This window comes from Nocardia yamanashiensis (genome assembly GCF_021183565.1).
GTDB classification, from domain to species: Bacteria; Actinomycetota; Actinomycetes; order Mycobacteriales; family Mycobacteriaceae; genus Nocardia; species Nocardia yamanashiensis.
In genome coordinates, this window is sequence record NZ_CP089226.1 from 195,817 (window position 1) to 215,477 (window position 19,661).

The window sequence follows — 19,661 nt, forward strand, 5'->3', positions numbered from 1 at the left end:
TTAACGGGCGCAGTCATTCCTGATTGCGAGAAAGTTTGCTCAGCGGGCCGCGGCGGGGACCAGGGGCACCGCTGCCAGGGCGATCAGGGCGGTCAGGGCGTACACCAGGGGGAAGCCGGAGGCGTCGATCAGGGCGCCGAAGACCGGGGCCACGGCCGCCGCCGCCAGATTCTGGCCGGTGTTCTGGATGCCCAGGCCGCGACCGGACCAGTACGGACCGGCGATCTCGGCTACGGCCGTGAAGGCCAGACCATTGTCGGCGACGGTGATGACCGAAGCGGCCAACATGACCGGAACGGCCAGCCACCACCAGTGCAGCCAGGACGCCACTGCCAGCCCGGCCATGGCGACGACCGCCGCGACGGCCACCGAGCGCAATGGGCCCAGCCGGCTGCCGACCCGGTCCGACCACACGCCCGCGCCGATCCGCCCGCCCGCGCCCAGGATCTGAGCGGCCAGCATCAGGGCGCCGGCCGCCGCCAGCGACCAGCCGATATCGGTGTGCAGCCACAGCAGCGCGAAGGTCCAGATGGTGGCCTGCGGAATGACCAGCAGCACCGAGACCGCGTGAATGCGCCACAGGGTGGAATCGCCGCGATACGGATTCCCGGGACGGCCTGTCGCGCTGCCGGATTCGGGACGCGGCGGATCCACGATGCCGACCAGGCAGCCGACCGCGGCAATGCCCGCCATGATCGCGGGCACCAGGACGGCGGCCGAGAAGCCGTGTGCCGCAGCCACAGCGGGAATGCTCAGCGCGCCGATGCCGACGCCCAGCGGCTGGGCGGTCTGCCGGATGCCCATGGCCAGCCCGCGCTGATTCGGCGGGAACCAGCCGACGATGACGCGGCCGGTGGCGCCATTGGTGGAGGCAGCGCCCATGCCGCCGATGAACAGCAGAATGCCCAGTGCCACATAGCCGGTCACGTTCGCCGCCGCGACGCCCGCGACCAGCATCACCACCGGACCGGCCACCAGCACCTTGTGCTCGCCGATGCGGTCGACCACATAGCCCCAGGCGATCAGCGTGCAGCACAGGCCGACCAGCGGCATCACCACCAGCAGACCGGCGGTGGGCAGCGGCAGGCCCCGGCTCAGCAACGCGGGCAGCAGGAAGGGGGTGCCATTGACGAAGATCGCGCTGGAGGTCTGTGCGAAGACGCCGAGCGCCAGCATGGACCACCGTTTGGTCGAGCTCATTTCCAGTACGGTAGCCATCGCCATCACCTCGTGTCTCACTATGTGGAACCAAGATCTTACTTCTTGGAACCCGCACCTTACGGTACACCTGATGCGCAAAGCTGTTTCCGGGGCACGCTGTCTATTTGCTCACACTCGATAGCCGATCTTGATCGATGGTCTTGCGGTACCGAGTTACCTTGCGTATAAGGGCTTTTCACATCCCGTGCCGGACGATGCGGGCGGGTACGCCGGACCCGGCGCGGCGTTGCCGGGCGGTGCGCCGGGCCCCTCCGGACGCCGCGTCCCACCCCCGCGGTCGGGCGCGTTCGGGCAGGTCGAGGCCGGTCGATAGGATGCCAAGCATGCGCCTAGGTCGAGTTGCCAGCCCAGATGGAGTCGCTTTCGTCAGCATCGAAGGTGACGGTTCGGACGCCGTCGCCCGTGAAATCGCCGAACACCCGTTCGGTACACCGACGTTCACCGGTCGCCGCTGGCCGCTGGCCGACGTGCGCCTGCTCGCCCCCATCCTGGCCAGCAAGGTGATCTGCATCGGCAAGAACTACGCGGCGCACGCCGAGGAAATGGGTGGCCCGGCCCCCGCCGACCCGGTTATCTTCATGAAGCCGAACACCTCCATCATCGGCCCGAATCGGGAAATCGTGTTGCCGCCCAGCTCTTCTCAGGTCGACTACGAGGGTGAGCTGGCGATCGTGATCGGCCAGCCGTGCAAGGACATTCCGGCCGCTCGGGCCAATGAAGTGATCCTCGGTTACACCGTCGCCAACGATGTCACCGCGCGCGATCAGCAGCGCCACGACGGCCAGTGGACCCGCGCCAAGGGCTACGACACCTTCTGCCCGCTGGGCCCGTGGATCGAGACCTCGCTGGACCCTTCGGATCTGGAGATCGTCACCGAGCTCGACGGCGTGGTGAAGCAGCGCAGCCGCACTTCACTTCTGCTGCACGATATTCCGAAGCTCATCGAATGGGTGACCACCGTGATGACGCTGCTCCCCGGCGATGTCATCCTCACCGGCACCCCCGAGGGTGTGGGTCCCGTCCAGGCCGGTCAGATCGTGTCGGTGACCGTCGAAGGCATCGGCACCCTCACCAATCCCGTTGCCGCCAAACGCTGATCGAGAGAGAGACATGACTGACGTCCGCGTCCGATTCTGCCCGTCGCCCACCGGCACACCGCATGTCGGGCTGGTGCGCACCGCGCTGTTCAACTGGGCCTTCGCACGCCATCACGGCGGCACCTTCGTCTTCCGCATCGAAGACACCGATGCCGCACGCGATTCCGAGGAGTCCTACGCCGCGATCCTGGACGCGCTGCGCTGGCTCGGCCTGACCTGGGACGAGGGGCCGGAGGTGGGCGGTCCCTATGCGCCGTACCGGCAGTCGCAGCGGCGTGACCTTCATCTCGATGTGGTGGCCAAGCTGCTGGCGGCGGGGGAGGCCTACGAATCCTTCTCCACGCCTGAGGAAGTCGAGGCCCGGCACAAGGCCGCCGGCCGCGATCCCAAGCTCGGCTACGACAACTACGACCGTGGCCTGAGCGCCGAGCAGATCGCCGCCTACAAGGCCGAGGGCCGCCCCGCGGTGATCCGCCTGCGCATGCCGGACAAGGACCTCACCTGGGTCGACCTGGTGCGCGGCGAGACCACCTTCAAGGCCGGCGTGGTGCCCGACTTCGCGCTCACCCGCGGTAATGGCGATCCGCTCTATACGCTGGTGAACCCGGTCGACGACGCGCTCATGAAGATCACCCACGTTTTGCGCGGCGAGGATTTGCTGAGCTCCACGCCGCGGCAGATCGCGCTCTACGAGGCAATGCAGCGGATCGGTATCGCGGATTTCACTCCGCAGTTCGGTCACTTGCCGTTCGTGATGGGTCAGGGCAACAAGAAGCTGTCCAAGCGCGATCCGGAGTCGAATCTCTTCCTCCATCGCGATCGCGGGTTCATTCCGGAGGGTTTGCTGAATTATCTGGCGCTGCTCGGCTGGAGCATCGCGGATGATCATGATCTGTTCTCCATGGCGGAGATGGTCGAAGCGTTCGATATATCGAAAGTTAATTCGAACCCGGCGCGTTTCGACCAGAAGAAGGCCGACGCTCTGAACGCCGAACATATTCGGTTGCTGACCCCCGGTGATTTTGCTCACCGGCTGCGTGAGTACCTCACGTCGCACGGTCATATCGGCGCCGAGATCGACGAGAAGGTGTTCGAAGCGGCGGCCGATCTGGTGCAGACGCGAATCGTCGTGCTGAGCGATGCCTGGGATCTGCTGAAGTTCCTCTTCGCCCCCGCCTCGGAGTTCGCCGTCGACGAGTCCGCGAAGGCCAAGAATCTGGGCCCGGATGCCGCTCCGGTACTGGCCGCCTCCATTTCCGCGCTGGACGGAGTTTCGGAATGGACCGCGGGCGCGCTCGAGGAGGCGCTCAAGAAGGCGCTCATCGAGGATCTGGAGCTGAAGCCGCGTAAGGCGTTCGGTCCGGTGCGCGTCGCCGTCACCGGTTCGCACATCAGCCCGCCGCTGTACGAGTCGCTGGAACTGCTGGGCCGCGAACTGACCCTGCAACGGCTGCGTTCGGCCGCCGCCGGCATCGTTCAGTAGGCTCATAAACCGGCTCTGACCAGCCGATTTGGTATATCTGGGCTTCGGCCTGCTAATCTTCTTCTCGGCCGGAAGCGACCGGGAAGCCACACAGAGCGGCGGACCGAAAGCCCAGGTCAATGGGGTATGGTGTAATTGGCAACACAGCTGATTCTGGTTCAGCCATTCTAGGTTCGAGTCCTGGTACCCCAGCTCCGAGAGCGAAAGCTTTCGAAATTCGGAGAAGCTTCGGCGGTTTCGGCCGCCGTATTTCTCTGTCCTGGTCCCGTCGTCTAGCGGCCTAGGACGCCGCCCTCTCAAGGCGGTAGCGCGGGTTCAAATCCCGTCGGGACTACAAGGCGAAGGCCCCCAGCCGATTCCGGTTGGGGGCCTTCGCTTTTTCCGTCGGACTAGTCCTGCGCGGCGATGGTCGAGCCGCCCAGCGGCATCGCCGGCAAGCCGAGTTTCCGGTGGTCCCAGCTGCGCACCCGCTCCGGGACGATGCGAATCGCGATGCGCTTGTTCAGCATCTGATCCACGAACGGCTTCATCTCTTCGCTGTACGGCCCGGTATACCGCTCCCACACGCTGATACCCACCTGGAACAGGGCATCGGGGTCCTCGACGATTTCCGCCCGGCCCTCGATCGAGACGCCGCGCAGCTGGTCGTAGGTATCGCCGGCTTCGAGCAGCACGGTGACTCGCGGATCGCGGCGAATATTGACCGCCTTCTGCGATTTCGCCTTGGTCTCGAACCAGATCTCACCGTCGATCAGGCCGAACCACATGGCGGTCAGATGCGGCATGCCGGTCGCGCTCAAGGTGGCGAGGTTGGCGATGCGGCTGCGCTCCAGGAACTCGGTGATCTCCTGTTCGGACATCACGATCTGCGCGCGTTGTTTAACTCCCATAGCGCGACTGTAATTTACGGCGTATGGCGCAGAACACAGTGTCCGTGCGGAGCTGATGCTCGGCGCGGACAGGGCGAGGGGAAGGGGGGAACGCCGCTGCTCAACCCGGAAACGTCAGCGGCCCCGCCCCGATGGGCGGGGCCGCTGAGCCGCCGGAGGTCGCTGAGGCTGCCGTGACGGCTGTGATCATCCGGGGGTGGGTGAGGTATCCCCATTGCCCGGAAAATCCCGCAGCGGGCCGCAGGGCGGCTCAGATTCGTTTGTGCAGGGCGTCCGCGGCCGCGACCAGGTCCGCCGCCCAGCGCGCGCCCGGGCGCCGGCCCATGCGGTCGATGGGCCCGGAGACCGAGACGGCCGCGATCACGCCGCCGCTCGCGTCCCGCACCGGGGCGGACACGCTGGCCACGCCCGCGGCGCGTTCGGCCGCGCTCTGCGCCCAGCCGCGGCGGCGCACCTCGGCCAGCGCGCGCTCGCCGAACACGGCCTCCGGCAGCACGGTCCGCTGCAGCTCCGGATCGGCCCAGGCCAGCAGGACCTTGGCGGCGGAACCGGCGGTCAAAGGCATGCGGGCGCCGATCGGCACGGTGTCGCGCAGGCCCGCGGCGGGTTCCATGGCCGCCACGCACACGCGCGCGTTGCCGTCGCGCCGGTAGAGCTGGACGCTCTCGCCGGTGATCTCCCGCAGTTTGGGAAGAATGGTGGCGGCGGCGTCGAGCAGGGGATCGCTGGCGGTTGTCGCCAGCTCCGAAAGCGCCGGGCCCGGCCGCCACAGCCCTTGGTTGTCGCGGGCCAGCATGCGATGCGTCTCCAGGCCCACGGCCAGGCGATGCGCGGTGGCGCGAGGCAGTCCGGTGCGGGCGCACAGCTCGTTCAAGCCGCAGGGTTGCTCGGCGACGGCGTGCAGTACCGCCATGGCTTTGTCCAGAACCCCGATGCCGCTATGCTGTCTCATAGAACGATATTAGCGTCTCGCATGTTGGGAATTGCAAACCGAACCCCGACGCGGACGCAAGTCCCGCGGCCAACAGCCCGGTCGCGGAAATGTCTATCGAGCTCTACGAAGGGTGGATACAGCCATGGCCGAGGCGCCACGCACTCTGGCGGAGAAGGTCTGGGATCAGCATGTCGTCGTTCGCGGCGAAGGCGAAGGCGAGCACCGCCAGCCCGACCTCATCTACATCGACCTGCATCTGGTGCACGAGGTGACCAGCCCGCAGGCGTTCGACGGCCTGCGCCAGGCCGGCCGCCCGGTGCGCCGCCCGGACCTCACCATCGCCACCGAGGATCACAACGTCCCGACCATCGACATCGACAAGCCGATCGCGGATCCCACCTCGCGGACCCAGGTCGAGACGCTGCGCAGGAACTGCGAAGAGTTCGGCGTGCGCCTGCACCGCATGGGCGATCTGGACCAGGGCATCGTGCACGTGGTCGGCCCGCAGCTGGGCCTGACCCAGCCGGGAACCACGGTGGTGTGCGGTGATTCGCACACCTCCACCCACGGCGCGTTCGGCGCCATCGCCATGGGTATCGGCACCTCGGAAGTGGAACATGTTCTGGCAACGCAGACTTTGTCGCTGAAGCCGTTCAAGACCATGGCCATCAATATCGACGGCAAGCTGCCCGAGGGCGTCACCTCCAAGGACGTCATCCTGGCCGTCATCGCGCAGATCGGCACCGGCGGCGGACAGGGCTACGTGCTGGAATACCGCGGCGAGGCGGTCCGGGCCATGTCCATGGAAGCCCGGATGACCATGTGCAACATGTCGATCGAGGCGGGCGCGCGGGCCGGCATGGTGGCCCCCGACGAGGTCACCTACGAGTTCCTGAAGGGCCGTCCGCACGCCCCCGAGGGCGCGGATTGGGATGCGGCGGTGGCGGCCTGGGACGCCCTGAAGACCGACGAGGGCGCGAAATTCGACGCCGAGGTGCACATCGACGCCGCGGCGCTGACCCCCTTCGTCACCTGGGGGACCAATCCGGGACAGGGTGCGCCGCTGGGCGACTCGGTGCCGGATCCGGAGCAGATCTTCGACGAGAACGAGCGCGCGGCCGCCGAGAAGGCGCTGCAGTACATGGACCTGAAGCCGGGCACTCCGCTGCGAGATGTCACCGTGGACACCGTTTTCGTGGGTTCCTGCACCAATGGCCGGATCGAGGATTTGCGCGCCGTCGCAGAGATTCTGAAGGACCGCAAGGTCGCCGACGGGGTGCGGATGCTGATCGTCCCCGGTTCCATGCGGGTGCGGCTGCAGGCGGAAAACGAGGGCCTGGGCGAGATTTTCACCGCCGCGGGCGCGGAATGGCGTCAGGCGGGCTGCTCGATGTGCCTGGGAATGAACCCCGATCAGCTTTCTCCCGGTCAGCGCTGTGCTTCGACCTCGAACCGGAACTTCGAAGGGCGACAGGGCAAGGGCGGCCGCACGCACCTGGTCTCGCCGCTGGTCGCGGCGGCCACCGCGGTGCGCGGAACCCTGTCCTCACCGGCCGATCTGGACTGAATCAGCGTCCTTTTCGGCAAGTACCTTCGGCCCCAACAGACTCAGGAGAATCACAATGGAAGCCTTCAAGGTTCACAAGGGGATCGGTGTTCCGCTGCGCCGATCCAATGTCGACACCGACCAGATCATCCCGGCGGTCTATCTGAAGCGCGTTACCCGAACGGGTTTCGAGGACGGCTTGTTCGCCGGTTGGCGCCAGGATGAGCACTTCATTCTGAACACCGAGCCCTACAACCGGGGTAGTGTGCTGGTCGCCGGTCCGGATTTCGGCACCGGATCCTCACGTGAGCACGCTGTTTGGGCGTTGAAGGACTTCGGGTTCCGGGTCGTGATCTCCTCCCGCTTCGCCGACATCTTCCGCGGGAACGCGGGCAAGGACGGTCTGCTGACCGCCAAGATGGCGCAGAGCGATGTGGAATTGCTCTGGAAGTTGCTCGAGGAACAGCCCGGTTTGGAATTGACGACGGACCTCGAGGCGCGAACCGTGAGCGCCGGAACGGTCGTGTTGCCGTTTGATATTGACGACTACACGCGCTGGCGGCTGCTCGAAGGCCTGGACGACATCGGTCTCACCCTGCGGCACAGCGACGAGATCGCGCAGTTCGAAAACGCAAGGCCGACTTGGAAACCCGCAACCATTCCGGCCCGTATTTCGCAGACGTAATCATTGGGGGGCGTTAGCTGAACGCCCCCAAACGTGGTTGCTGGACATGTGCCGTGCCTCGCTTTTTCGCGCGTCGCTCGTAGACTCTTGCCGCAGAAAGGTTTACCGTGGTACCTAGTCGGTCCGACGACGGGCCAAATAGTCTGCGGAGGATTCAATGAACAAGGCGGAACTGATCGATGTTCTGACCGAGAAGTTGGGTACTGACAGGCGCACCGCTACTGCAGCAGTCGAGCAGATGGTCGACACAATCGTGCGTGCTGTGAACAAAGGTCAGAGCGTCACCATCACCGGATTCGGTGTCTTCGAACAGCGCAAGCGCGCTGCGCGAGTGGCCCGTAACCCGCGTACCGGTGAAACCGTCAAGGTGAAGCCGACTTCGGTGCCGGCATTCCGTCCGGGCGCTCAGTTCAAGGCGATCATCGCCGGCAAGCAGAAGATCGCCTCGAGCGGCCCGGCCGTGAAACGCGGTGTGGCTGCCCCGGTGTCGGGCGGCAAGACCACGGCCAAGAAGGCGGCGAAGAAGACCACCGCCAAGAAGGCCGCCACCAAGGCTCCGGCCAAGACCACGGCGAAGAAGGCCGCTTCGAAGGCGCCCGCCAAGAAGGCCACCGCCAAGAAGACGGTCGCGAAGAAGACGGTCGCCAAGAAGACCCCGGCCAAGGCTACCGCCAAGAAGGCTCCGGCCAAGAAGGCCGCCGCCACCAAGGCCACCGCTTCGAAGGCCACCGCCAAGAAGACGGCCAAGAAGGCTCCGGCCAAGAAGACCGCTGCCAAGCGCACCGCCCGTCGCTGACGGTTCCCGCTAGCAGGACAACGTGAAACGGCCCGGCATCCGCCGGGCCGTTTCGCATGTCGGAGGCCGGAATTCGGCCGTTCCCTATTTCGCGTGGGAGTCGATCTCGGTGGGGTGCAGGATGCGGTCGAGATGGTCGGCCGCGACCAGCTTGCCGCCGTGCAAGGACAGCGCCCAGACGCTGCCCTTGCGATTGCGGGCCGGTGGCAGCGTGATTCCGTCCTCCTCGGCCCACCACCGCAGCAGATCCGGAATCACCTTGCCCTGACTGCAGATCACCGGCACGACGTCGCGGTCGGCCAGGTCGCGGGCGCGTTTGCGGGCCGCGTCCGGCGCTGTGGCGTAACCGGATTCACTGAACAGCGGCTCCAATTCCACCGTCACGCCCAGTTTCTCGGCCAGCGGGGTAACGGTTTGGACACAGCGCACCGGTGGGGCCGAGTGGATTTCGGCCGCCCCGAACGGCAGCAGGTTCGGCACCAGCTCGCGAGCCTGTGCGCGACCGGCCTTTTCGAGCGGCCGGGCGTCGTCGTCCGGCCCGGTGAAGCGGTCCTTGCGCCCGGCCTTGGCGTGCCGGACCACCAGCACGGTGGAGGTATCGGCCGGTAGGCGAAGGAAATTGCGGACGATGGTGCGATCCATCGGGTAGGACAGCGCGTCCATGATGCCCTCGACGCGATGCCACTGGAGCACATCGACTTCGGAATTGGACTCGAAGCCGCCGTCGAGCGCCCGGGCCGCCCAGTAGTCCACCCGCTTGAGTTTCCGGTGCCCGGTGACCGGATAGGTCACATGGCCGAGATAACGCCCCAGACGCGAATTCAGGCCCGTTTCCTCGGCCACCTCGCGCACCGCCGCCACCACGGCGGTCTCGCCGGGATCCAATTTGCCCTTGGGCAGCGACCAGTCGTCGTATTTGAGCCGGTGCACCAGCGCGATCTCGACGCTGCCGTCCGCGGTGGGACGCCACAGCACGGCGCCCGCGGCCAGGATATTGGGGTTCACCCGGGGGTCTACCAAATCGGCGGCGGGGTCGGACTTGTGCTTGCTCACTGGCGATCCGGCCGGCGCAGTCGCATCAGGTACTCCTGGTGGTCGCGCACCTGCACGTCCGGCACCGAGGGATCGGGCTGGGCGGCCCAGCTGCCGTCGGCCTGCAGCACCCAGCAGCGGGTGGCGGGGTCGAGCGCGGAATCGAACATCTGGTTGAGCTGCTCGGCCAGACGCGGATCCTTCACCTGCGCCAGCACTTCCACGCGCCGGTCCAGATTGCGGTGCATCATGTCGGCGCTGCCGATCCAGTACTCGTTCTGCGCCTGGAAGTGCAACACCCGCGAATGTTCCAGGTACCGGCCGAGAATCGAGCGCACCTCGATGTTCTCGCTCATGCCCGGAACGCCCGGTCGCAGCCCGCAGATGCCGCGCACCACGATCTCCACCGGCACGCCGGCCTGGGAGGCGCGGTAGAGCGCGTCGATGATCTGCTCGTCCACGATGGCATTGGCCTTCAGCCGGATTCGCGCCGCTTCGCCCTGCCGCGCCAGCTCGGTCTCGCGCTCGATCCGCTCCACGATCCCGGCTCGCACGCCGGTCGGGGCGACCAGCAGGTTGCGGTAGTTGGCTTTTCGCGAGTACCCGGTCAGCGAGTTGAACAGGTCGGTGAGGTCGGCGCCGATCTCCGGTGCGGCCGTGAGCAATCCGACATCCTCGTACAGGCGCGCGGTCTTCGGATTGTAATTACCGGTGCCGATGTGGCAGTAGCGACGGATGGTGGCTCCTTCGCGGCGCACCACCAGGCAGGTCTTGCAGTGCGTCTTGAGCCCGACCAGGCCGTAGACCACGTGCACGCCCGCCTGCTCCAGCGCGCGCGCCCATTTGATGTTGGCCTGCTCGTCGAAGCGGGCCTTGATCTCGACCAGCGCCACCACCTGCTTACCGGCCTCGGCGGCGTCGATGAGCGCGTTCACGATGGGGGAGTCGCCGGAGGTGCGGTACAGCGTCTGCTTGATGGCGAGCACCTGCGGGTCGGCCGCGGCCTGTTCGATGAAGCGCTGCACGCTGGTGGAGAAGGAGTCGTACGGGTGGTGCACCAGCACGTCGCCCTCGCGCAGCGCGGCGAAAACGTTTCGGGGCGTTTCCCGTTCGCCGAACGCCGGGGGCGTGGCGGGCACGTACGGGGCGTCCTTGAGGTTGGGCCGGTCCACGCCGTACACCTGCCACAGGCAGGACAGGTCGAGCAGGCCGGGCACCTGGATCACGTCGGCCGGGTCGACATCGAGTTCCCGCAGCAGCAGTTCGAGCATGTGCTCGGTCATGTCGTCGGAGACCTCCAGCCGCACCGGGGATCCGAAGCGGCGGCGGGCCAGTTCGCGTTCCAGGGCCTGCAGCAGGTCCTCGTCGCGATCCTCCTCGACCTCGAGGTCGGCATTGCGGGTGATCCGGAACGAATGCTGTTCCACCACTTCCATTCCCGGGAACAGCTGATCCAGGTGGGCGGCGATCAGCTCTTCCATGGGCAGGAAGGCGGCCATGGAGGACTGCCCGCCGGCGGAGTCGCGGCCGACGGGTTCGCGGCCGGTGGCGGCGACGGCGGTCTCGCGGCTGCCCACGGTGCGGCGCACCCGCACGAAGCGATCCACATTGTCGGGCACCTTGACTCGCGCGAAGTGCTCGCCGCCGGTCACCGAATCCTTAACCGTCACGGCGAGATTGAGGCTCAGGCCGCTGATGTACGGGAACGGGTGGGCCGGATCCACCGCCAGCGGGGTCAGCACCGGGAAGACCTGATCCTGGAAATACCCGGACAGGCGCTGCTTTTCGGCGTCGTCGAGCTCGTTCCACCGGATAATGGCGATGCCCTCGGCGGTCAGCGCGGGCAGCACCTGGTCCAGGAACACCCGCGCGTGCCGCTCGGCGATCTCCTGGGTGCGGGCGGCGATCATCTCCAGTTGTTCGGTCGGGGACAACCCGTCCGCGGACCGCACCGACAGCCCGGTTTCCGCGCGGCGCTTGAGCCCGGCCACCCGCACCATGTAGAACTCGTCCAGATTGGACGCGAAAATGGCGAGGAACTTGGCGCGCTCCAGCAGCGGCTGGGAATGGTCTTCGGCCAAGGCGAGCACGCGGGCGTTGAAATCGAGCCAGCTCAATTCCCGGTTCACATACCGGTCCTGTGGCAGCGGCGGTGTCGGAGTGGGCGGTGGGGTTGCCGCGGGCGGCGCCGCGGGTAGTAGCGGCGATTGCTTGACGGTTTCCGTATCGCTCACTCTCACGATCATTCCTTATGTCGTGTTGTGGGTGCCGAACTGACACCGTCCATTGCAGCGCAGATCACGCCCGGTCAACACCGTGAGGAGCCGGTCCGCCGGACTTGTTTTGCTGGGCGACACGCTCGCGACACGCCGATTTCACCCAACAGCGCGCCGGTTGCCTCACCCACCCCGAGCGCGGCCGCGCAATCCAGATCGGCCGCGGTGTCCACATCCTGGCGCAAGCCCGGCCACTCGCCGAGCAGTTCCACCGCGCCCGCCGCGATATGCCGGCGGGCCGAATCGGGCCCGAACAGCGGCGCCAGCGCCGCGCCGCGCCGCACCAGCAGGGCCACCGTCCCGCTGCCCGCGTGATCGGCCACCACCGCGCGCGGATGCCCGGTCGCGGCCAGTGCCTCACCCAATTCGTGCGGACGCAAGGCGGGCAGATCCGCTTGCAGGGCAAGCACATCGACCGGGCCGTGTTCGAGCCGGATCGCCTCGGCCCCGGCCGCCAGCGCCCCGTTCAGCCCCGTCGGCGCCGCCGGCTCCGGATGCACCCTGGCCCCGAGCTGCTGCACCAGATCCTTGACGGCGGGATCGGGCGTCACCACGGTCACCGACGCCACACCGGGAGTCTCGAGCGCCGCCGTCACCGTGTCCGCGAGCATGGCCAGCACCAATCGCGTCCGGTCGGGCGGTTCCAGCCGGTCGGCGAGGCGGCTCTTCGCCAGCCCGAGTGTCTTCACCGCGATCACCGCGTGCACTGGGTTCAATTTGCCCTCCGCTGCGCTCCGGGCGGGTTCGCTCGGAGCGCTTCGCAACGGACTGTGGACATGTCCGAATCTTCCCACTCGGAGATGACGGGGGTGTGAGTGGATTCGAATAGCGCGGCGAGGACACGCGCGCTTCCAGGCGTGCTGTGGTGACGCGCGGGGGCGGTGAGCGGAAATTGCACGCCGGGGACAACACGCGCGGAGGTGAATGCCATCCGGCGGGGTGGGAGCGGCCACGCGGCGCGGCGTACGCGGAGTCGTTGTTCGGTGCTCGGCACGGCCTTTTCGCAATCCGCATATATTGGGCGGATGGCTAGGGCAGCGGTGCTGGGAGCGGGGTCTTGGGGGACCGCGTTCGCGAAGGTGTTGGCGGAGGCGGGAACCGAGACCACCATGTGGGCTCGGCGGCCGGAGGTGGCGAAGGTGCTCGCCACCGAGCATCGGAATCCGTGGTATCTGCCGGATTTCGCGCTGCCGCCGATCGCCGCCACCGATGATCACCGGATCGCGCTGGACGGGGCCGACATCGTGGTGCTGGCGGTGCCGTCGCAGTCGCTGCGCGGGAATCTGGCCGCCTGGAAGGACAGCATTCCGGCCGACGCCACCCTGCTGAGCCTGGCCAAGGGCATCGAGACCGGGACGCTGCTGCGGATGAGCCAGGTGATCTCCGAAGTGAGCGGGGCGGATCCGAGCCGGGTGGCGGTGCTGTCGGGACCGAACCTGGCCAAGGAGATCGCGGCGCGCCAGCCGGCGGCCACCGTGGTGGCGTGCACGGACACGTTGCGCGCGGAGGCGGTGCAGCAGGCCAGCGCCACCGGATACTTCCGCCCGTACACCAATTCGGATGTGATCGGCTGTGAGATCGGCGGCGCCTGCAAGAACGTGATCGCGCTGGCCTGCGGCATCGCCTCGGGAATGGGCTTGGGCGACAACTCGATTGCCAGCCTCATCACCCGCGGGCTGGCCGAGATCATCCGGCTGGGCGTGGCGGTGGGCGCGGAACCGGTCACCTTCGCGGGCCTGGCCGGGGTCGGGGATCTGGTCGCCACCTGCACCTCGCCGCTGTCGCGCAATCGTTCCTTCGGGCATGTGCTGGGCGCGGGCGGCAGCATGGAGACCGCGCAGGAGGCCACTCATGGGCAGGTCGCCGAGGGTGTGAAGTCCTGCACATCGGTGCGTGCGCTGGCCGAACGGCACGGGGTGGAAATGCCGCTCACCAATGCCGTGCACCAGGTCTGCCACGGCGGTCTGCCCGCGGCCGAAGCGCTGGGGCAGCTGCTGGGCCGCCGCTTGAAGTCGGAATGAGCGCGAGCCGTTAGTCGTACCGACCGCTCGGCTCGGAAGGGTGGCGGCGCCTGGCCGCCGGACATGACGGGCCCGACCACGTAACACTGCCGCCATCTGTGACCGGGTACGGTTCCGGGCATGACCAACAGGATCAAGGTAGCGGTGGTGTTCGGCGGGCGCAGCAACGAGCACGGAGTCTCGTGCCGTTCGGCCCGTACGGTGCTGAGCGCCCTCGATCCCGAACGGTACGAAGCGGTTCCGATCGGGATCACCCGCGACGGCACCTGGGTGCTCGGCACCGGGGACGTGCAGACGCTGGCGCCGCAGGGCCGTTCGCTACCCGCGGTGGACGGCACGGCCGGCACCACCATGGCGCTGTCGGTCGATCCGTCCCGCCCCGGCGATCTGGTGCCGGTCGACGGCGCGGACACCGCGCTCGGCAGCGTGGACGTGGTGTTCCCGGTGCTGCACGGCGCGTTCGGCGAGGACGGCACCCTGCAGGGGATGCTGGAGCTGGCCGGCGTCCCGTACGTGGGGCCGGGCGTGCTCGCCAGCGCGGCGGGCATGGACAAGGAGTTCACCAAGAAACTGCTTGCGGCCGAAGGGCTTCCGATCGGCTTCCAGGTGGTGCTGCGCCCCGGCGTCGCCACCCTGTCCGAGGCCGAGAAGGAGCGCCTGGGCCTGCCGGTGTTCGTGAAGCCCGCCCGCGGTGGGTCTTCCATCGGAATCACCAAGGTGGATGCCTGGGACGCGCTCGACAAGGCGATTTCGCTTGCGCGCGAGCACGATCCGAAGGTGATCATCGAAGCCGGGATCGTGGGCCGCGAAGTCGAGTGCGGCGTACTGGAATTCCCGGACGGCCGGGTGGAAGCCAGTGTGGTGGCGGAGATCCGGATGCCCGAGCAGGACTCCGACGGGCCGGAGTTCTACGACTTCGACACCAAGTACATCGACGACGTGTGCGAGTTCGACGTGCCCGCCAAGCTGGACGACGATGTGGCGCAAGAGGTTCGCGACATGGCGGTGCGGGCGTTCCGGGCGCTGGACTGCCAGGGGCTGGCGCGGGTCGACTTCTTCGTGACCGCGGACGGGCCGGTCATCAACGAGATCAACACCATGCCGGGATTCACCTCCATCTCGCTGTACCCGCGCATGTGGGAGGCGGCCGGGGTGGACAACCGGGCGCTGGTGGACACGCTCATCTCCACCGCGCTGGCGCGGGGCATCGGACTGCGCTGACCACCGGATCTCCCCCGATCGGGTGATGCCCGATCCGCCGGGCCGGGCGTAGCCTCGATGGCGTGATTCTGGCCATGACCATTCCCGGCCTGGCGCTGCTGATCATCGCGGTGGCGTTCGCCGAGGTGGCGTACCGCAAGCTGACCGGGCGCACCGCGCTGCCGTGGATGCGGCACATCGAAGGGGAGCGCAGCGCCGCCGCCATCGGGTTCGAAGGGCTGGACGCGGTGTTCGGTTCCGGCAAACAGCACGAGTTCGAGCAGCGGCATTCGGTGCTCATGCATCGCGAGAACCCGGGCGACGGCGACGACTTCGATCTGGATCTCGACGGCGGCAAGCTGAAGCTACGCGACCCCGGCCCGTCGCACTGACGCCAGCCGGGCGCGCGGTTCGTCAGTTGGGCAGCGGATTCGGGTCCAGGGGCTGCTCCGGCATCGCCTTCTTGATGGCGTCCGAGACTTCCTGCAACGGGGTCGGTCCGGCATTGTCCGGCTGGGTCAGCGCCAGGTAGGTGCCCCGGTCCACCGCCCACCAGGTGCCGGAGGTGACGCCGGTGGTCTGATCGCGAATCTCGAACCAGCTGACACCGTTCACCACCTGCAACGGCGACGCCCGATTGAATTCCAGCGGCCGGTCCAGTCCGCAGCGCAGCACGATCGGCTCACCGCCGTCCGGCAACTGCCACGCCTTGGTGCCCTCCGGGGCGGGAGCCCGCAGTTCGGCCTGCGTGTAGTCGCCGATCTTCTCCGGCAGCGCCGGCAACAGCGCGCCACACGCCGGACCGGTCGCGGCGGGCGCGGGAATCGACCCGAGCGCCAACGGTTCCCGCGCCGGATTCCGGTTCGCCAGTACACCCATGACGAGCACACCCACCACCAGCGCCACCGGCAAGGCGATCGCCGTCGCGATGAGCGCGGGCGAACGGCCGGGGGAGTACTCCGCCTCCGCAGGGGACTCAGTGGCCTCGGACGCGGCGGCGTCGGACTCGGCCGCGGCCGGGGCTTTCTTCTCGAGACCGACGGTGGAGTCCGACGCGGCCGTGCCGGTCTCGCGGGACCCGGTCGCGGCCGTTGAATCCGAAGCCGGCGCAGCCGTACCCGCGTCGACGCCGGACGGCTCGGCCGCAGAAGCCGCCGCGTCGGGCTGGGTGGAGTCCAGTTCGCTGCCGCGGGTGTCGTTGCTCATCCGGTCGTCGGTCCCCGATCGTGCCGTGCCGGGCGCAGCGCGTCGCGGCTGGTGGTCGTCGTTTGCGGGTTCGAGGGTACCGTCGATGAGTTCGGGCCCCGAACCAGCTCACCGCGAAGGAGATCGTCATCACCGCCAGCAGCAGGCCGCACGTCCCCGCGAACGGAACCGGACGCGGCGCTGGCTCGGCGCACGTACCGGCCACCGGTGCGCCGGATGCCGGTGTGCGCGCGGTCGCCGAGCCGAGCGGGGCCGCGGGTGGAATGACAGGGGAGAAGTCAGGCGCGCGCGGTGCGCGGACCGTCGCGGAGGTAGGCGAGTTCGCGCTCATCGCACGGATCAATGCGGGGCGTCCGCTGTCGTCGGGAGTGCTGCTCGGTCCGGGCGATGACGCGGCGGTGGTGGCCGCACCCACGGGGCGGTTCGTGGTGACGACCGACATGCTGGTGCAGGATCGGCATTTCCGGCTCGATTGGTCGAGCGCGGTGGATATCGGGCGGAAGGCCATCGCGCAGAACGCGGCCGATGTGGTCGCCATGGGAGCGCGGCCGAGTGCGTTCGTGGTGGGGCTGGGGTGTCCCTCGGAGACGGCGGCGGAATTCGTCGAGGGGCTGGCCGATGGGATGTGGGCCGAGATCGCGCGGTCGGGCGGGGCCATCGCGGGCGGGGATATGGTGCGCAGCCCGTATGTGACGATTTCGGTGACGGCGTTCGGGGACCCGTATCGCGAGCCGATTCTGCGGTCGGGGGCGCGGCCGGGCGACGTGGTGGCGGTGGCGGGGCGGCTCGGCTGGGCGGGGGCCGGTTTCGCCGTGCTGTCCGCGGGATTCGTGGACGCGACGGCTGCGGCGGCCATCGCATCGAACGGGCCGTCGGGTGTGGCGGCGTCGGGCACGACCGGAGCGGCCGGTGACGCATCGCCGGAGCGGGACGCCCTCGCGCTGGACGCGGTCGACGCGGGGCTGATCGCGGATGTGCTTGCGGCGCATCGGGTTCCGCGGCCGCCGTATGAGGCGGTGCTCGGGTTGCCCGGCGACGCGCCCATTACCGCGCTCACCGACGTGTCGGACGGGCTGCTGGCCGATCTCGGGCATATCGCCGAATCCTCGCGCGTTGCCATCGATCTCGATTCGGGGGCTTTACGCGATCCGGCGCTGGAACCGCTCGCCGCAGCGCTCGGCGCGGACCCCCTGGACTGGATTCTGGCCGGCGGCGAGGACCATGCCTTCGCCGCGACTTTCGCCGGGAACGGGGATCTGCCTGCGGGTTGGGTACCCATCGGGCGGGTGGTCGAGGGCGCGGGCGTGACCCTCGACGGAACCCCCCGAATCGGACCTACCGGTTGGGAATCCTTCGCTTAGGAGACCCCGCTACCGCCATGAAAATCGGGACGATAGTTTATCCCGACATGGGTGCCAAACCACTGTCGGAAGTCATCGATTCGGGCTGGGCCGAAGCCCTCGAACCCGTGGCCGACCGCATTGCGCAAATGGGGGAATTCCTCCGAACCGAAAACGCCGAGGGCCGTGGCTATCTCCCCAAGGGTGAGAACGTGCTGCGGGCCTTCCAACGCCCCTTCGACAAGGTCCGGGTCCTGATCGTCGGTCAGGATCCGTATCCGACGCCGGGCCACGCCATGGGCCTGAGTTTCTCTGTGGAACCGGATGTTTCGCCGGTGCCGCGCAGCCTGAGCAATATCTTCTCCGAGTACACCAAGGACCTCGGTTTCCCGACCCCGTCCAACGGTGATCTGTCGCCGTGGTCCGATCAGGGCGTGCTCATGCTGAACCGAGTCCTCACCGTCGCGCCCGGCCAGGCGGCCTCGCATCGCGGCAAGGGCTGGGAAGCGGTGACCGAGCAGGCGATTCGGGCGCTGGTCGCCCGGGATCAGCCGCTCGTCGCGATTCTCTGGGGCCGGGACGCGTCCACTTTGAAGCCGATGCTCGGCTCCACGCCGTACATCGAATCCGCGCATCCCTCACCGCTGTCGGCCTCGCGCGGGTTCTTCGGTTCCCGGCCTTTCTCCCGAACCAACGAGTTGCTGGGTACATTGGGGGCCGCGCCGGTGGACTGGCGTCTGCCGTAACGCGAATCCGTTGAACCGATTCAGGAGCCTGTGCATGCAGAACAAGACTGCCCGTGGTGTTTTCGTCGCTCTCGCCGCGGGCGCGGCCCTCGCCGCCGCCCCCGCCGCGAACGCGGCGCCGCTCGAACTGGAGCCGTACACCGCTCCCGCCGCCAACCCGACGACGGAGAACGCCACGCTGGTGGCCAGCCTGTTCGACACCAACAGCTTCTCCGGGATCTCGTCGAACGTGACCTCGCGCATCGCCTGCCTGCCGATGACGATCAGCCAGAACCTGGACTGCTTCACCGGCGACCGCTGAGGCGGCGCACCATTCGCACTTCGATTGCCGGAGTGAAGGCTTCGACTCGGCGGCCGCCGTCGAGTTCGAAGCCGTATTTCGTGTAGAAGGCCCGGGCGCGCGGATTCTCCTCGAAGACCCAGAGCGAGACGTCGGCGTGCTCGGGCAGTACGGCGCGCATCAGATCGTGCGCCACGCCCGTGCCGTACCAGGCCGCGCGCACGTACATGGCGTTGAGCTGATGCTCCGCCACGGGGGAGTCGTCCTGACTGGGACCGCTGACCGCGAAGCCGATCACCGTGCCGTCGACGACGGCGACCTTCAGCCGATCCAGATTCGCCGCGCGCCGGCGTTCCCAGACCGCCGCCCGGCGATCGAGATCGAAGGCGTCGAGCAGATGCGCGGGCACCAGGTCCCGATACGCCTCACGCCAGCATTCGATATGGCATTCGGCCAGGCTGCGCACCAGCTCGGGGCCCGGCGTGGCGACTTCCCACTCGGCCATCGGAACCCCCTTCGGACACAGCAAAAGCCCCGGACCACCCATTCTGGGTGCCGGGGCTGTTGCCGAAAAGCGAATTAACCGCGGGCGACCTTGCCGGCCTTCAGGCAGGAGGTGCACACGTTCATGCGGCGGGTGTTGCCGGGGGCAACCTGCGCGCGCACGGTCTGGATGTTCGGGTTCCAGCGACGGTTGGTGCGCCGGTGCGAGTGCGAAACCGACTTACCGAAGCCGGGGCCCTTGGCGCAAACGTCGCAGACGGCAGCCATAGTCGCGAGCTCCTTCATGTCATGTAGAGACCCGCTGCGCTCTAGAACAGCGAGTCCGGAAACTTTGATGTCTTGGACGTGCCTGCCGGTGAAGCACCGGCGAACGCTTTCCGATTCCTGGGAGTACAGGATCGTGC

General features: G+C 67.8%; 20 protein-coding genes and 2 tRNA genes. 13 read left to right on the plus strand and 9 right to left on the minus strand.

Annotated elements, in window-relative coordinates; translation table 11 throughout:
• Positions 1-39: 39 nt before the first annotated feature.
• Positions 40-1,200, minus strand: a complete 1,161-nt coding sequence (locus LTV02_RS00925) for an MFS transporter (RefSeq protein WP_233037092.1) — start codon at positions 1,198-1,200, stop codon at positions 40-42.
• A 344-nt stretch (positions 1,201-1,544) separates the two neighbouring features.
• Here LTV02_RS00925 and LTV02_RS00930 point away from each other — a divergent pair, with 344 nt between their 5' ends.
• From LTV02_RS00930 to LTV02_RS00945, 4 genes are all read left to right on the plus strand, one after another.
• Positions 1,545-2,318, plus strand: coding sequence for a fumarylacetoacetate hydrolase family protein (locus tag LTV02_RS00930; RefSeq protein WP_233037094.1), 774 nt, complete (start codon positions 1,545-1,547; stop codon positions 2,316-2,318).
• A 13-nt stretch (positions 2,319-2,331) separates the two neighbouring features.
• Positions 2,332-3,801 carry a glutamate--tRNA ligase gene (gene gltX / locus LTV02_RS00935; RefSeq protein WP_233037096.1) on the plus strand — a complete coding sequence of 490 codons (1,470 nt, stop codon included), beginning with the start codon at positions 2,332-2,334 and terminating at the stop codon, positions 3,799-3,801.
• A 120-nt stretch (positions 3,802-3,921) separates the two neighbouring features.
• Positions 3,922-3,993: transfer RNA gene (locus LTV02_RS00940), tRNA-Gln, on the plus strand.
• A gap of 69 nt (positions 3,994-4,062) precedes the next feature.
• Positions 4,063-4,135, plus strand: a tRNA-Glu gene (locus LTV02_RS00945).
• A gap of 55 nt (positions 4,136-4,190) precedes the next feature.
• Here the strand turns inward: LTV02_RS00945 and LTV02_RS00950 are convergent.
• Both LTV02_RS00950 and LTV02_RS00955 read right to left on the minus strand, forming a co-directional pair.
• Positions 4,191-4,691 (minus strand): pyridoxamine 5'-phosphate oxidase family protein, encoded by a 501-nt coding sequence (locus LTV02_RS00950; RefSeq protein ID WP_233037106.1) that lies wholly within the window; start codon positions 4,689-4,691, stop codon positions 4,191-4,193.
• A gap of 250 nt (positions 4,692-4,941) precedes the next feature.
• Complete coding sequence (locus LTV02_RS00955) at positions 4,942-5,643, minus strand: IclR family transcriptional regulator (RefSeq protein ID WP_067711183.1); 702 nt, start codon at positions 5,641-5,643, stop codon at positions 4,942-4,944.
• A 124-nt stretch (positions 5,644-5,767) separates the two neighbouring features.
• Here LTV02_RS00955 and leuC point away from each other — a divergent pair, with 124 nt between their 5' ends.
• The 3 genes from leuC to LTV02_RS00970 all read left to right on the plus strand — a co-directional run bounded on the left by leuC (position 5,768) and on the right by LTV02_RS00970 (position 8,652).
• Positions 5,768-7,192: a 3-isopropylmalate dehydratase large subunit gene (gene leuC / locus LTV02_RS00960; protein ID WP_233037108.1), complete on the plus strand. Its 1,425-nt coding sequence runs from the start codon at positions 5,768-5,770 to the stop codon at positions 7,190-7,192.
• Between the two features lie 55 nt (positions 7,193-7,247).
• Positions 7,248-7,856, plus strand: a complete 609-nt coding sequence (leuD, locus tag LTV02_RS00965; RefSeq protein WP_067711187.1) for a 3-isopropylmalate dehydratase small subunit — start codon at positions 7,248-7,250, stop codon at positions 7,854-7,856.
• Positions 7,857-8,013: 157 nt separating this feature from the next.
• Positions 8,014-8,652 (plus strand): HU family DNA-binding protein, encoded by a 639-nt coding sequence (locus LTV02_RS00970; RefSeq protein WP_067711189.1) that lies wholly within the window; start codon positions 8,014-8,016, stop codon positions 8,650-8,652.
• A gap of 84 nt (positions 8,653-8,736) precedes the next feature.
• Here LTV02_RS00970 and LTV02_RS00975 read toward each other — a convergent pair whose 3' ends face one another.
• The 3 genes from LTV02_RS00975 to cofC all read right to left on the minus strand — a co-directional run bounded on the left by LTV02_RS00975 (position 8,737) and on the right by cofC (position 12,676).
• Positions 8,737-9,705, minus strand: a complete 969-nt coding sequence (locus LTV02_RS00975) for an NUDIX hydrolase (RefSeq protein ID WP_233037110.1) — start codon at positions 9,703-9,705, stop codon at positions 8,737-8,739.
• Positions 9,702-11,930 (minus strand): RNA degradosome polyphosphate kinase, encoded by a 2,229-nt coding sequence (locus LTV02_RS00980; protein WP_233037112.1) that lies wholly within the window; start codon positions 11,928-11,930, stop codon positions 9,702-9,704. Before LTV02_RS00980 ends, LTV02_RS00975 begins: the two co-directional genes overlap by 4 nt.
• A 62-nt stretch (positions 11,931-11,992) precedes the next feature.
• Positions 11,993-12,676, minus strand: a complete 684-nt coding sequence (cofC, locus tag LTV02_RS00985) for a 2-phospho-L-lactate guanylyltransferase (RefSeq protein ID WP_233037114.1) — start codon at positions 12,674-12,676, stop codon at positions 11,993-11,995.
• Between the two features lie 309 nt (positions 12,677-12,985).
• Here cofC and LTV02_RS00990 point away from each other — a divergent pair, with 309 nt between their 5' ends.
• From LTV02_RS00990 to LTV02_RS01000, 3 genes are all read left to right on the plus strand, one after another.
• Positions 12,986-13,981 (plus strand): NAD(P)H-dependent glycerol-3-phosphate dehydrogenase, encoded by a 996-nt coding sequence (locus LTV02_RS00990; RefSeq protein WP_233037116.1) that lies wholly within the window; start codon positions 12,986-12,988, stop codon positions 13,979-13,981.
• A 120-nt stretch (positions 13,982-14,101) separates the two neighbouring features.
• Positions 14,102-15,202 (plus strand): D-alanine--D-alanine ligase family protein, encoded by a 1,101-nt coding sequence (locus LTV02_RS00995; RefSeq protein ID WP_233037118.1) that lies wholly within the window; start codon positions 14,102-14,104, stop codon positions 15,200-15,202.
• 62 nt (positions 15,203-15,264) lie between these two features.
• Positions 15,265-15,573: a DUF6191 domain-containing protein gene (locus LTV02_RS01000; protein ID WP_233037119.1), complete on the plus strand. Its 309-nt coding sequence runs from the start codon at positions 15,265-15,267 to the stop codon at positions 15,571-15,573.
• 22 nt (positions 15,574-15,595) lie between these two features.
• Here the strand turns inward: LTV02_RS01000 and LTV02_RS01005 are convergent, their stop codons facing one another.
• The gene (locus tag LTV02_RS01005; protein WP_233037121.1) at positions 15,596-16,387 is read right to left on the minus strand and encodes a DUF3515 domain-containing protein; all 792 of its coding nucleotides are present in this window, start codon (positions 16,385-16,387) and stop codon (positions 15,596-15,598) included.
• Positions 16,388-16,650: 263 nt separating this feature from the next.
• On the opposite strand from LTV02_RS01005, the gene LTV02_RS01010 reads away from it, so the two are divergent.
• From LTV02_RS01010 to LTV02_RS01020, 3 genes are read left to right on the plus strand one after another with little or no spacing between them, the layout of a single operon-like run.
• Positions 16,651-17,748, plus strand: a complete 1,098-nt coding sequence (locus LTV02_RS01010; RefSeq protein WP_233037123.1) for a thiamine-phosphate kinase — start codon at positions 16,651-16,653, stop codon at positions 17,746-17,748.
• 47 nt (positions 17,749-17,795) lie between these two features.
• Positions 17,796-18,473, plus strand: coding sequence for a uracil-DNA glycosylase (locus LTV02_RS01015; RefSeq protein WP_067711202.1), 678 nt, complete (start codon positions 17,796-17,798; stop codon positions 18,471-18,473).
• 34 nt (positions 18,474-18,507) lie between these two features.
• Positions 18,508-18,774, plus strand: coding sequence for a hypothetical protein (locus LTV02_RS01020; protein ID WP_067711203.1), 267 nt, complete (start codon positions 18,508-18,510; stop codon positions 18,772-18,774).
• Here the strand turns inward: LTV02_RS01020 and LTV02_RS01025 are convergent.
• Positions 18,758-19,258 carry a GNAT family N-acetyltransferase gene (locus LTV02_RS01025; protein ID WP_233037124.1) on the minus strand — a complete coding sequence of 167 codons (501 nt, stop codon included), beginning with the start codon at positions 19,256-19,258 and terminating at the stop codon, positions 18,758-18,760. The genes LTV02_RS01020 and LTV02_RS01025 overlap by 17 nt on opposite strands.
• A gap of 74 nt (positions 19,259-19,332) precedes the next feature.
• The gene (gene rpmB / locus LTV02_RS01030; RefSeq protein ID WP_039799620.1) at positions 19,333-19,524 is read right to left on the minus strand and encodes a 50S ribosomal protein L28; all 192 of its coding nucleotides are present in this window, start codon (positions 19,522-19,524) and stop codon (positions 19,333-19,335) included.
• Positions 19,525-19,661 lie beyond the last annotated feature (137 nt).

Excerpts from the sequence above, each read along its gene's own strand:
- leuD (WP_067711187.1), top strand. The coding sequence starts at position 7,248 with ATGGAAGCCTTCAAGGTTCACAAGGGGATCGGTGTTCCGCTGCGCCGA.
- LTV02_RS00995 (WP_233037118.1), top strand. The coding sequence starts at position 14,102 with ATGACCAACAGGATCAAGGTAGCGGTGGTGTTCGGCGGGCGCAGCAAC.
- LTV02_RS01020 (WP_067711203.1), top strand. The coding sequence starts at position 18,508 with ATGCAGAACAAGACTGCCCGTGGTGTTTTCGTCGCTCTCGCCGCGGGC.
- rpmB (WP_039799620.1), bottom strand. The coding sequence starts at position 19,524 with ATGGCTGCCGTCTGCGACGTTTGCGCCAAGGGCCCCGGCTTCGGTAAG.
- LTV02_RS00980 (WP_233037112.1), bottom strand. The coding sequence starts at position 11,930 with ATGATCGTGAGAGTGAGCGATACGGAAACCGTCAAGCAATCGCCGCTA.
- leuC (WP_233037108.1), top strand. The coding sequence starts at position 5,768 with ATGGCCGAGGCGCCACGCACTCTGGCGGAGAAGGTCTGGGATCAGCAT.
- LTV02_RS01005 (WP_233037121.1), bottom strand. The coding sequence starts at position 16,387 with ATGAGCAACGACACCCGCGGCAGCGAACTGGACTCCACCCAGCCCGAC.
- LTV02_RS00930 (WP_233037094.1), top strand. The coding sequence starts at position 1,545 with ATGCGCCTAGGTCGAGTTGCCAGCCCAGATGGAGTCGCTTTCGTCAGC.
- LTV02_RS00925 (WP_233037092.1), bottom strand. The coding sequence starts at position 1,200 with ATGAGCTCGACCAAACGGTGGTCCATGCTGGCGCTCGGCGTCTTCGCA.
- LTV02_RS01010 (WP_233037123.1), top strand. The coding sequence starts at position 16,651 with ATGACAGGGGAGAAGTCAGGCGCGCGCGGTGCGCGGACCGTCGCGGAG.
- LTV02_RS01025 (WP_233037124.1), bottom strand. The coding sequence starts at position 19,258 with ATGGCCGAGTGGGAAGTCGCCACGCCGGGCCCCGAGCTGGTGCGCAGC.
- gltX (WP_233037096.1), top strand. The coding sequence starts at position 2,332 with ATGACTGACGTCCGCGTCCGATTCTGCCCGTCGCCCACCGGCACACCG.
- LTV02_RS00990 (WP_233037116.1), top strand. The coding sequence starts at position 12,986 with ATGGCTAGGGCAGCGGTGCTGGGAGCGGGGTCTTGGGGGACCGCGTTC.
- LTV02_RS00970 (WP_067711189.1), top strand. The coding sequence starts at position 8,014 with ATGAACAAGGCGGAACTGATCGATGTTCTGACCGAGAAGTTGGGTACT.
- LTV02_RS01015 (WP_067711202.1), top strand. The coding sequence starts at position 17,796 with ATGGGTGCCAAACCACTGTCGGAAGTCATCGATTCGGGCTGGGCCGAA.
- LTV02_RS00955 (WP_067711183.1), bottom strand. The coding sequence starts at position 5,643 with ATGAGACAGCATAGCGGCATCGGGGTTCTGGACAAAGCCATGGCGGTA.
- LTV02_RS00950 (WP_233037106.1), bottom strand. The coding sequence starts at position 4,691 with ATGGGAGTTAAACAACGCGCGCAGATCGTGATGTCCGAACAGGAGATC.